This window comes from Endothiovibrio diazotrophicus (assembly GCF_054657215.1).
On the sequence record NZ_BAAHXB010000019.1, the window covers coordinates 58,489 to 70,711 of the forward strand.

Below are 12,223 nucleotides of genomic sequence, written 5' to 3' on the forward strand. Positions count from 1 at the left end.
GGCCTGATCAGCTGAGTTCGCCGTGGCGGGCGATCAAGGTGGAAAGTCCCTCGGTCTCCTTGATCCGGCGAGCGGCGGCGGCGGCGGCCTCCTCGTCGGGGAAGCTGCCCACGCGGACGGCGTGCCAGACGCGCTCGCCGGAGCCGACGGCGGTGAAGATCCGTACCGCGTAGCCCGCCCGCTGCAGGCGGTCGTGGAGGTGTTGGGCGTTGGCGCGGCCGAGGAACAGGCCCACCTGGACCTCATAGACCGGGGTGTCGGGTGCGTCCATCGGGGTGGGGGCGGCCGCCGGGGTCTTGATCATGGTCCCGGGGGCGGCCTTCGCTGCGGTATCGGTCTCGTCGGCTCTTCCAGCCTCACCGGCGACGACGGCCGCCGGGGCGGCGGCGTTCTCCTCGGCGACCGGGGCGACCGCGGCAGCGGGTTCGGCGGGTTCGGCGGCGGGTGCCTCGGGCGGGACCTCGGCGACCATCGGTGGCGCGGGTTCCGCGGATGGCGCGGCCGGCGTGGGTGCCGCCACCATCGCCGGTTCTTCGGTCGGCGCCGGCGGCGGCGCCGCTTCGACCGGCGCGGGCGGCGCCTCGGCCTCCATCGCGGACTCTCCGTCGTCGGGTTCCGCGGGGGCGGAGGGCGCGGCGGGGGCCATCGCTTTGGGGGGAGGCGTGGGATGCGGCTGGGCGGTGAGGCGTGTGGCGAGATTCCGTTCCAGGACGTCCAGGCGGTCGTTCGATTGGCTGTAGCCGAGGGTCACGCCGCCAAGGAAGAGGGCGCCGCCGGCGGTGGCCAGGGCGATCACCAGCAACGTCATCGAGCCGCGGGTGATGGTGAACTGATAGTTGTGGTCGGCCATGAGGGGCACCCTGCGCATCCGTTGGAGGGGACGATTATCGTCCATATCGCCGCTGCGGCGAACCCTTGTCCCGTGTAACGATTTTGGTTGTTAGGGATATTCCCGAAGCATGAGCAGGATTTTCCATCGTTTTTTCATGTGTTTATCGTGTAAACTGACGACTCCGCATCGGGGATCGTAAACAAGTTGTGCGTATTCAGCGGGATGCTTCTGTAGGAAATACGCCCATCGGCTGGCGGTATGGCGGGGACAGGGATGCCTAAAACGACGAGTCTCGTGTAACGATAGGCATGATGGGTTAACGATGGTCTTTGCAGATTGTCATGCATCGGCCCCCGGGTCCAGTGGTGGACCGGGGGCCCGCTCCGCCCTCGGCGTCTTCCGGATGCGCATGCGCCCATCCGCTCCCCTGTCGCTCTTCGTGCTGTCCCTGCTCCTTGCCGGCTGTGCCGCCGACGGCGGTCGCTTCGACACCCCGCAGGTCCCGCTGCCCGATCGCTACCGGTACGCCGCCATCGAGCCGGCCGAGATCGCGGGCACCGGCTCGTCGTCCGTCCCCGTGGAGCCGGCCCTCGATCGGCGCCTCGCCACCTGGTGGCGGCTGCTCGGCAGCCGCGAGCTCGACGGGCTGATCGACCGCGCCCTGGCCAACAGCCAGGAGCTGCGCATCGCCGCCCAGCAGGTGTTGCAGGCCAAGGCGCGGGCGGAACAGGCGCGTGCCGGCCGGCTGCCGACGGTCACCGTGCCGGTGGAGCACAAGGTGGAGGCGCCGCGCAACGGCATCGGCACGGTGTCCAAGGGCGGAAAGGTCTCCTCCGAGCAGACCGACCAGATCAGCCTGCGCGGCGACCTGCGGGTGGATCTGTGGGGCGAGCGCAGGGCGCTCCACGAGTCGGCCGAGCTGGCCCTGTGGCGGGCGATCTTCGAACACGACGACCGCCGCCGCAAGCTGATCGCCGAGGTGGTCGACGTCTATGTCGAATACCTCTCGCTGAACGACCGGATGCGGGTGGCGCGGGAGACCGAGCGGGTGCTGCGGGATATGCTGGAGGCGATGCGGGCGCGGCTGGAGAAGGGCGACGCCACCATCACCGACCTGGAGCAGCAGCGTGCCGCGGTGCACAGCGTGCGCGCCACCCTGCCGACCCTGGCGCTGCGCCGCGAGCAGTTGGCCAACCGCCTCGCACTGCTCACCGGCGGGGTGTCGCGGGGGCTGATCCTCTCCGAGGATGGCCTCGACGCCTTGCGCTATCCGCGGGTGGTGCCGGGGGTCCCCTCGTCGCTGCTGTTGCGCCGCCCCGACGTGCGCGCGGTGGAGGCGCGGCTGCTGGCGGCCGACGCCGACATCGAGGTGGCCCGCGCCCGGCTGCTGCCGCCGTTGGATCTTACCGCCCGGGTGGGCTACGGCAGCAACTACCTCTCGCAACTCTTCCAGCCCCACACCCTCTTCTGGGACTTTGTCGCCAATCTGTCCGTGACCCTGTTCGACGGCGGTGACCGCGACCGTGAGGAGGACTACGCGCGCGCGGTCCACGAGGAGATGGTGGAGACCTACGTGCGGGTGATCTACACGGCGATGCTGGAGGTGGAGGACGCGCTCGCCTCGATCGACCAGAACGGTCGCCGGCTGGAGATCCAGAGCGAGGCCACCGAGGCGGCGGAGAGCGCCTGGCGCCACAGCCGCGAGGCCTACACCCTGGGGGCCATCGACTACCTCACCCTGCTCGACACCGTGCGTACCTATCACCGCAATCTGGATGATCTCCACCGCTTCCGCATGGAGAACTACCAGGGGCTGGTGGCGCTCTTCTCCGCCCTCGGCGGCGGCACCCCCGAGCGCGTGTCGCTGCCCGGCGAGGGGGAGCGGCCTGCCGGGAACGCAGGGGCCGGGGGTGGTGCGGCGGCGGACGTCCCCGCCGGGCCGGGGCCGGCGGACGACGGTTGGCAGCCCTACGAGTGGAGCCGCGAGGGGGCGGGGTGGCTGGTGGAGCTCTCCGGCGTCCACCTGCGCGACGGGGTCGAGGCGAGTTGGCGCGATCTGCAGGGGCGCTACCCGGCGATGGTCGGCGGCCACGCCCTGCTGGCGCGGCTGGCCCAGGCGACGGTGGCCCCGGAGGGGGCGGCGGCCAGCTGGTACCGGCTGTTCGTCGACGGTTTCCCCGACGAAGCGGCGGCTGACCGTTGGTGCGAGACCCTGCGTGCCGAGCAGCAGCGCTGCCGGGTGGTCACCTCCGAGGAGCGCCAGACCTTCGCCGGGCGGTTCCCCTGGAGCATCGCCGAGACGCCGACCGCGGCGGCGGACGACTCATCGATGCCGGCCGCCGCGCCCGCCGCGGAGGCGCCCGCCGCCAGCGACGGCTTCGCCGTCCAGCTCGGCACCTACAGCAGTGCGGAACGGGCCCACGCCGCGCTCGCCCCGTGGCGGGAGAAGGGCTACCGCCCCTTCGTCATCCCGGTGGAGGCCGGGGAGGGGCGCGCCTGGCATACCGTACGGGTCGCCCCCGGCCCCTCCCGCGAGGCGGTGGAGCGCGATGCCGCGGCGCTCGCCCGGGCGGAGGGGGTGGAGGCCGTGGTGGTGCCCCAGCGGCTGGACGGGGCCGGGCGTCCCGAGCGGGTCGAGGGCTTTGCGGTCCAGCTCGGTTACTACACCCATCTCGACGCCGCTGCCGCCACCGCCGCCCTGTGGCACGCCAAGGGGTACGACCCCTATGTGGTGCGGGTGGTCGGCGAGGGCGCCGCGCGCCGCTATTCGGTGCGCCTGGCGCCGTGCCTGGAGCGCGCCGCGGCGCTTGCCGAACGGGAGGCGTTCAGCGTCCGCGAGGGGGTCGACGCCTTCGTCGTGCCCCAGCATCTGGACGCCGACGGGCGGCCCAGCGTCACCATCGGCTACGCGCTGCAGCTCGGCTCCTACCAGGCCCGCGGTGGGGCGGAGCGGACCGCCGCCCGCTGGCGGGAACGGGGCTTCCCGGCCTACGTCTGTGTGGTGGACGGCGGCGACGGCGAGCCGTGGTACACGGTGCGCCTCGGCGCCTCGCCGCAGCGCGACGGGGTGGACTCGCAAGTGGAGGCGCTGCGCGGCCAGGGGGCGGACGCGGTGGTGGTGCCGGCCGAGCTGGACGGCGGCGGCCAGCCGCGCGCCCTGCCGCCATCCACCGACGGGGGAGCGCCGTGAGCGGGGTGTCCCCCGCCGGCGAGCCCGCCGCCGCCCATCGCGCCCCACCACTCACCCCCCGCCAGCGGGAGATCCTGCGGCTGCTCTGCGAGGGCAAGGTCAACAAAGAGATCGCCCGCGAGCTGGGGATCGGCGTCGGCACCGTGAAGCAGCACGTGGTGGCGCTGTTCAAGCGGCTCAATGTGCGCAACCGGGCGATGGCGGTCTCCCACGGCATGGCGCTGCTGGAGGCCTCGGAGACGGTAAAGGATGCCGTCTCCGCGCCGCTGGCAGAGGAGGGGATCCTGGTGCGCCGCCCCTGCGTGGTGCTCTGCGTGGCACTGCCCGCGGAGGCGCCGGCGGAGGCGGCGCGCCGCCTGCACCGCACCCTCGCCGGGTTGGCCTACGACGGCGGGGCGCTGTTTCTCGCCCGCGAGGGGGGCGCCGGCGACCTGATGTTCGGCGTGCGCCACGCCTCCGAGCACGATCTGGTGGCCGCCCTGCAACTGGCGATGGCGCTCCACGAGGAGGTGCGGGAGCACGACCCGCGCCTCGCCGCCGGGCTGCGCGGCGGGCTGGGGGCGGGGATGGCGATCGTCAGCAAGCGGCGCCACGGTGGCTGGAGCGGCGAGGCGGTGGCCAGCCCGGTGATCGCCGCGGCGCGCAAGCGGCTGGCCGAGACTGCCGCCGGCGACCTCTGTTTCGATCCCCCGGTGCGGGAGGTGATGGCGTCATTCGGCTTGGGCGGCGTCGCGGGCACGCCGGGGTGCCTGCCGTTCGTCGGGCTGGCGCGGCTCTTTCGCGTCGAGCTGCCGGAGGAGGGCGACGGCGCCGACCTTTCCGGGCCCGGTCGGGAGGCGGAGTGGCGGCGGCTGGCGGAGGTGCTCGCCGCCGGCGAGGGGCGGCTGCTGCGGCTGGAAGGGGAGAGCGGCATGGGCAAGTCGCGGCTCTGCCGCGCCGCCGCCGCCCGCAGCCGCACCCTCGGCGGGCGGGTGACCTATCTGCGTGGGCTGCCGGTGGCCGGGGTGGCGGCGCTGTGCGACGCCGCCGACGGCGCGCCGCTCACCGAGGCGGCGGCCAGGGCGCGCTTCGAGCGTCCCCCCGGTGGGCCGTCGGAGCTGCTGCTGGTGGACGACTTTCACCTGCTCCCCGGGGCGTTGCGTGATCGCGTGGCGCAGTGGGGCGAGGCGGCGGCGGCCGGCGGCCGGGTGGTGGTGCTGGCCGGGCGGCGAGTGGCCGAGGGGGAGCGCTGCGAGCGGCTCCACCTGCGGCGGATCGACGATCAGGCGGTGGCGGCGCTGCTCCGGCAGGGGCGTGGCGACGGCATCGCCGAGGACCGGGCGCGCATCGCCCGGCACGTAGGCGAGGCGGCGGGGGTGCCGTTTTTCGCCCGCGAGTTGGCGCGTGCCGGCGGCGCCCTGTCGCTGCCCCTGCTGATGGTGGTGATTTCACGACTGGATGGGTTCGAATTGGACTGGAAACTGCTGCATACCGTGGCCCGCGGGCCGGGACCGATGGCCCTCCCGGCGCTGGCCGAGGCGTTGGCCGAGCCGCTGTTGCCGGTGGAACGGGCGGCGGCGGCGGCGGTTCGCGTCGGGGTGTTGACGCACACCCCGGCCGGCGAGGTCGCGTTCCACCACCCGCTGGTGCGGCGCATCGTCGCCCAGCTGGGGGTGGAGTGGGGAGGGTCGTGAGATGAGCGAGTCGATCGCAGAGCGGCAGGTTCCGGACGCCGTGACCGCCGCACCCGCCGGGGGCGCGGCGAGCAGGTCCGCGACGGGCGTGGGCGTGTTCGGTGCGCTGCGCCGGTTGCTCGGCTCCAGCGACCTGCGCCGGGTGCTGCCGGGGCTGATGGTCAGCGGCCTGCTCTCCAACATGCTAGCGCTGGCCCTGCCGCTGGCGATCCTGCAGATCCTCGACCGGGTGGTGAAGAACCAGGCGATGGCCACCCTCACCTTCCTCGCCATCGGGGTGGTTGCCGCGCTGATCCTGGAGGAGCTGCTGCGCGCCCTCAACGGCGTGGTCACCAGCTGGCTGGGGGCGCGCTTCGAGCATCGCGCCACCCTGGAGGCGATGGAGCGGCTGCTCAAGGTGCCGATGCGCCGCTACGCCCGCGAGGAACCGGGGGCCTACGCCGAGAAGCTGCACGCCGCGGCGAAGGTCGCCGAGTTCTACTCCGGTCAGGCGCTGCTGGTGCTCTTCGACCTGCCCTTCGCCGCGCTGTTTCTGCTGCTGATCTACTTGATCGCCGGCCAACTGGTGTGGGTGCCCGCCATCCTGCTGCTGGTCTTCGCGCTGTTCACCGTGCGCTACGGGCGCTGGATGCGTGACCAGGTGCAGGCCCGCCACCTCAGCGACGACCGCCGCTTCAGTTTCCTCACCGAGGTGCTCAGCGGCATCCACTCGGTGAAGACGATGATGATGGAGGACTCCATGCTGCGCCGCTACGAGCGGCTGCAGGAGGCCAACGCCGAGCAGGGCGAGAAGCTCACCCACGGCAGTACGCTCGCCACCGGGCTGGGCACGCTCTTCTCCCAGGTGATGATCGCCGGGGTCATCTTCAGCGGCGCCTGGGTGGTGATCGACGGCGAGATGACCCCCGGCTCGCTGGCCGCCTGCATGATGCTCTCGGTGCGCTCGCTGGCCCCGCTACGCCGGGGGCTCGCGGTGTGGCTGCGCTACCAGGGGTTCGTCGCCGCCGACCGGCGGTTGAGCGAGCTGATGGAGCTGCCGGTGGTCGAGGAGGCGGACAAGCCGCCGCTGCCGCGGATCGGGGAGGGGCTGGAGCTGCGTCAGGTGGAGGTGTGCTTCGACGCCGAGCGGCCGCTCTTCTCCGGCCTCGATCTGACCATCCCGGCCGGCGGCTGCATCGCCATCCGCGGCGAGAGCGGCAGCGGCAAGAGTACCCTGATGGCACTGCTCGCCGGTATGGAGCGCCCCGACCGCGGCGAGATGCTGGTGGACGGCCAGCCGCTGGCCGGGTTCTCCGCCGATTCGTTCCATCGCCGCATCGCCCTGCTGCCGCAGAGCGGCACGGTGGTTGCCGGCACCATCCTCGACAACCTGACCATGTACGAGGATCGCCTCAAACCGCGGGCCCTCGAAGTGGCCCGCGAGCTGGGTCTGGACACCATCGTCTCCGGGATGCGCCTGGGCTACGAGACCCGCCTCGGCGAGGATGCCGGCGAGACCCTGCCGATGGGGGTGCGCCAGCTGATCACCATCATCCGCGCACTGACCCGCGACCCCGAGGTGATCCTCTTCGACGAGGCCAACATCGCGCTCGACATCGACGGCGACCGGGTGGTCCGTCAGTACCTGGAGCGGGAGAAGGGGCGGCGCACCCTGGTGCTGGTGACCCACCGGCCATCGTTGCTGCGCCTCGCCGACCGGGTCTACACCCTCGCCGACGGCCGCCTCCGGGAGGGCGAACCGAGCCGCGCGGGGGATGCCGGCGAGAGCGAGGAGCCGATCCCGCGGCCCGCCGGCGAGCGGCCGGAGGCGCAATTGGTGGCGGAGCGCTTCCGTCGCGCCACCGACCTCTCCAACTGCCTGCTGCCGCTGCTCCACCGGCTCGGCTGGGACGGCCGCGAACGGGAGTTGGCCGAGGCGCTGCCGCATATGGACGAGCAGCTCGACCTCTCCGGCTTCTTTGCCGTGCTCGCCAACCTCGACTACCCGCCGCGCCACGCCGGCCACCTCTCCGACCATCCGGACCCGCGGCTGCTGCCCTGTCTCTACCTGCCCAAGGGGAGCGGCGCCCAACTGGTGCTGGAGTGCAGCGACGACGGCCGGCTGCGGCTGTTCGACGGCGTCAGCGCCGAGGAGCGGTGGGTCGATCGGCTGCCGGGGGGCGGCGACTTCTACGTCTTCAAGAAGCGCGAGCGGCCCAACACCCGGGCGGCGGCGGTGAAGTCGAGCTGGCTCGGCGGGCTGATCTGGCGCTTCCGCCGCCACCTGGGGATGGCCCTCGCGGTGACCGTGCTGAGCACCGTGCTGGCGCTGGCCACGCCGCTCTTCGTGATGTCCATGTACGACCGGGTGCTGCCCGCCGGCGACATCCGCATGGCGGCCTACCTGCTGGTCGGGGTGGGGATCGCCACCGCGCTCAACTGGATGCTCACGGTGTTCAAGAGCCGGCTCCTCGCCTACGTCGGCGGGCGCTCCGAATACATCCTCGGGGTGAGCGTCTTCGCGCGCATCATCGGCCTGCCCGCCTCCTCCATCGAGGGGCTCTCGGTGAGCCGCCAGGTGGGGCGCATCCGCAACCTGGAGCGGCTGCGCGAGTTTTTCCTCGGGCCGCTGGCGCTGCTCGCCTTCGATCTGCCGGCCACCCTGGTGATGCTGACCGCGTTGATCATCATCAACCCCTGGATCCTCGCCGTGCTGGCGGTCTCCGCCTGCGCCTTCGGGCTTCTCGGTCTCGCCGTGCGCCAGACCAGCGGGCGGGCGGTGGAGACCTCCTCGCGCGGTTCGGCGCTGCGCTGGGAGTTCATCAACGAGACCCTCAGCGCGATGCGCGTGATTCGCGCCACCGGCGCCGGCCCCACCTGGATGGCGCGGCTGCGCGAGATGAGCGGCCACGCGGTGATGAACGCCTTCCGCGAACACCAGGCCCACCAGCGGGTGGGGGCGATCGCCCAGACCATCGGCACCGGCACCGGGGTGATGGCACTGATCGTCTCGGCGATCCTCGCCACCCACGGTCAGATCACCAGCGGTGCGATGATCGCCACCATGATCCTCACCTGGCGGCTCACCGGGCCGATGCAGAACGTCTTCCTCGCCGCCACCTCGATCGTGCGGGTGACCACCAACATCCGCCAGGTGGAGAACCTGATGCGCCTGCCCGGCGAGCGTGACAGCGGCGTCAAGCAGACCATCCGCCCCGAGACCCGCGGCGGGCTGGCGCTGTCGCGGGTCTCCTTCCGCTACGCCAACGATGCCGACCCGGCGCTGCTCGGCGTCACCTTCGTCGCCCGGCCGAAGCAGATGGTCGCCATCACCGGCCCCGACGGCGCCGGAAAATCGACGCTGTTCAAGCAGATCCTGCGGGTCTACGTGCCCCAGGCCGGCACCTTGCGCCTGGATAATGTCGACATCCGCCAGCTCACCACCACCGACCTGCGCTCGCAGATCAGCTATATGCCGCAGAACTGCGAGCTGTTCTACGGCACCGTCACCCAGAACCTGCGCCTGGTCCACCCCGCCGCCACCGACGAAGAGGTGCGCTGGGCCGCGGAGATGGCCGGCCTGCGGGAAGACGTGGAGGCGCTGCCCTATGGCTTCGACACGCGGATCTCCAACAGCCGCTCCGACCAACTGCCCCACGGCTTCCGTCAACGACTGTCACTGGCACGAACCGTGCTTAAGCCTGCATCGGTCGTATTGATGGACGAACCGGGGACCGGCATGGACCGCGCCGGCGAGGCGGCGCTGACCCGCTGCATCCGCTGGCTGCGCGGACGGGCCACCCTGCTCATCGTCACCCACCGGCCGGGCCACATGCGGATGTCCGATCTGGTGGTCTACCTGGAGAAGGGGAGCGTCACCGCGATGGGCCCCTTCGACAAGATCCAAGAGAAAGTGATGGCGGGATTACGCTGATGTTTCTGCGAGTTACCAGCACCGAAGGAGCCGAAGAGATGCGCCAGACCGTCTTCGGCAAGCGCGAGCGGCGGCTGCTCTCCGAGACCGTCCAGGTGGAGGAGGAGCTGATCCCCGCCTTCGTCCGGCCGATTCTCTACGTGGTCGCCGCGATGGTCATCTCCTTCATCGGCTGGGCCGGCTTGACCGACCTCACCGAGGTGGCAACCGCCCCCGGCGAAGTCGTGCCGGCCGGTAACATCAAGGTGGTCCAGCACCTCGACGGCGGGGTGGTCGACGCGATCAACGTCGAGGACCGCATGCTGGTGGAGAAGGGGCAGGTGCTGCTGCGCATCGACGGTTCGCAGGCCCACGCCGACCAGCGCCAGATGGAGGCGCGCCTCGCTTCGCTCAAGCTGCGCGCCGAACGGCTCGCCGCCTTCACCGAGGAGCGCAAGCCCGATTTCTCCGCCTACGCCGAGCAGTACCCCGATCTGGTCTCCGACCAGCGCGGCCTCTACCTCAACCAGATGGCCACCCGCACCTCCACCCTGGACATCCTCGACCGCCAGGTGGATCAGCGTAAACGGCGTCTCGCCCAGCTCGACGAGTCGCTGGCCGCCGCCCGCGAACAGCAGGGCCTCACCGCCGAGATGGTCGCGATGCGCGAAGGGCTCGCCGCACGCAAGCTGATCGACCGCACCACCCTGCTGGAGACCCGCCGCGCCGAGGTCACCGCCCAGGGTGAAGTGAACCGGATCGTCCAAGAGATCGACCTGGTCAACCAGGAGCTGGCCGAGGCCGAGAGCCGGCGCATCGACAGCGCCAACCAGCTGCGCCGCGACGCCCTGGCCGAGATGGGTACGGTACGGGCCGAGATCGCCGAAGTGGAGGAGACCCTGCGCCGCCTCGACGCCCGGGTCAACCGCCTGGAGGTGCGCGCGCCCACCCGCGGTTACGTCCACAACCTCAAGGTGCAGACCGTCGGCCAAGTGGTCCAGCCCGGCTCGCTGCTGATGCAGATCGTCCCCGCCGCTGCCGCCCTCGAGGCTGAGGTGCGGATCGCCCCCAAGGACGTCGGTTACGTGAAGGTCGGCCAGGAGGTCAACCTGCGGGTCAGCAGCTACGACTACTCCCGCTTCGGCTTCGCCACCGGCATCCTCAAACGCATCTCCGCTTCCAACGTGGTCGGCGACGACGGCCGCCCCTACTTCCTCGGTTGGGTCGCCCTCGACAAACCCTACGTCGGCGACGACCCCAGCCGTCATCCTCTGCAGGCCGGCATGGCCGTCGAAGCGGAGATCCTCACCGGCCACAAGACCCTGCTCGCCTATCTCTCGAAGCCGGTGGTCAACGCCCTGTCCAGCGCCTTCCGGGAGCGCTGAAGCCCGATCCTCCGGCCGCCACGGCTCTGCCTTTCCGGATCTGCGGAACGGGTCCGGCGCGTGGCGTATTCCTTTTCCTTGATAGGGAAAATGCTTACTAACCTTTGGTCGTCTAGTGGGGGGTAACGGGCCTGCGTAAGCTCGTAGTGAGAACAAGTGCCTGTGGGGAATCGTGCGATGTCCGAGAATGAAACCAAGCCTACCGAGAACCACTCGACCAACGGTGAAGGGAACCCCGCACAGCACGAGGAATCGGTCCTCTTCGACGACCTGACGGTACTCAGCCGCACCCAGGAGAGTGACGAGGGGGCCAGCCCCGAAGACCTCACCGCCCCGCCCGAGCGGGTGGACGGCGGCGGCAACGAAAACGTCCAGACCGCCCTCCACGACTCCGATCTGCGCGGTCGTGCCCACTACGATGAAGGGCGGATCCACGACCGCGGTCTCGGCGTGCGCAGCGGCCAGAGCGGTACCGGTGGCCAGGACGGCGAACAGACCGACGGGAGCGGTGGCCAACCGGTGACCACCCCCCCGTTGTTCGACGTCACCTCCCCGCAGGGTGACGTCGAGGCCGGCGCCGGCGGCGGCAATCAACCACCCGCCTCCTCACTGCGCACCGAGCCGCTCCAAAGCAGCACCCTGAATAGCGGCAGTGGCGGCTCTGGCGCCCAGCCGACGGCCGAGGCCACCACCGTCACCACACCGACCACCGCGACGTCCGCGACGACGCCGACCACGGTGACCTCGGCGACCACTCCGACCACCGTTACGTCTGCGACGACGCCTACCACGGTGACCTCGGCGACTACCCCGACGACGGTCACGTCCGCGACGACGCCCACCACGGTGACCTCGGCGACGACGCCGACGACCGTGACGTCTGCGACGACACCCACCACGGTGACCTCGGCGACCACGCCGACCACCGTCACGTCCGCGACGACGCCCACCACCGTGACTTCGGCGACCACGCCGACGACCGCCACGTCCGCGACGACGCCCACCACGGTAACTTCGGCGACCACTCCGACCACCGTCACGTCCGCGACCACGCCCACCACGGTGACCTCGGCGACTACCCCGACGACGGTCACGTCCGCGACGACGCCCACCACGGTGACCTCGGCGACTACCCCGACCACCGTCACGTCCGCGACGACGCCCACCACGCCGACGACGGTGACGTCTGCGACGACGCCCACTACCGTGACCTCGGCAACTACCCCGACCACCGTCACGTCCGCGACGACG

6 protein-coding genes are annotated in these 12,223 nt (G+C 71.3%); 4 read left to right on the forward strand and 2 right to left on the reverse strand.

From position 1 onward, the window contains the following. Window positions 1–7 precede the first annotated feature (7 nt). Window positions 8–850 (reverse strand): SPOR domain-containing protein, encoded by an 843-nt coding sequence (locus ACYQ2W_RS07470; protein WP_459864848.1) that lies wholly within the window; start codon window positions 848–850, stop codon window positions 8–10. A 391-nt stretch (window positions 851–1,241) separates the two neighbouring features. Between ACYQ2W_RS07470 and ACYQ2W_RS07475 the strand changes: the two genes are divergently transcribed. Genes ACYQ2W_RS07475 through ACYQ2W_RS07490 form a run of 4 tightly spaced genes read left to right on the forward strand, consistent with a single transcriptional unit; the run spans window position 1,242 to window position 10,972 of the window. Next, complete coding sequence (locus ACYQ2W_RS07475; protein WP_459864851.1) at window positions 1,242–4,022, forward strand: efflux transporter outer membrane subunit; 2,781 nt, start codon at window positions 1,242–1,244, stop codon at window positions 4,020–4,022. Then, window positions 4,019–5,695: a LuxR C-terminal-related transcriptional regulator gene (locus tag ACYQ2W_RS07480; RefSeq protein WP_459864854.1), complete on the forward strand. Its 1,677-nt coding sequence runs from the start codon at window positions 4,019–4,021 to the stop codon at window positions 5,693–5,695. Before ACYQ2W_RS07475 ends, ACYQ2W_RS07480 begins: the two co-directional genes overlap by 4 nt. 1 nt (window position 5,696) lies before the next feature. Then, a complete protein-coding gene (locus tag ACYQ2W_RS07485) occupies window positions 5,697–9,608 on the forward strand; it encodes a peptidase domain-containing ABC transporter (RefSeq protein ID WP_459864857.1) in 3,912 nt (1,303 codons plus the stop codon). Next, complete coding sequence (locus ACYQ2W_RS07490; RefSeq protein ID WP_459864860.1) at window positions 9,608–10,972, forward strand: HlyD family type I secretion periplasmic adaptor subunit; 1,365 nt, start codon at window positions 9,608–9,610, stop codon at window positions 10,970–10,972. The genes ACYQ2W_RS07485 and ACYQ2W_RS07490 overlap by 1 nt, the downstream gene beginning before the upstream one ends. A 590-nt stretch (window positions 10,973–11,562) precedes the next feature. On the opposite strand, the gene ACYQ2W_RS07495 is transcribed toward ACYQ2W_RS07490, so the two are convergent. Next, the coding region (locus tag ACYQ2W_RS07495; protein ID WP_459864863.1) for a hypothetical protein at window positions 11,563–12,223 on the reverse strand (661 nt) is incomplete at its 5' end.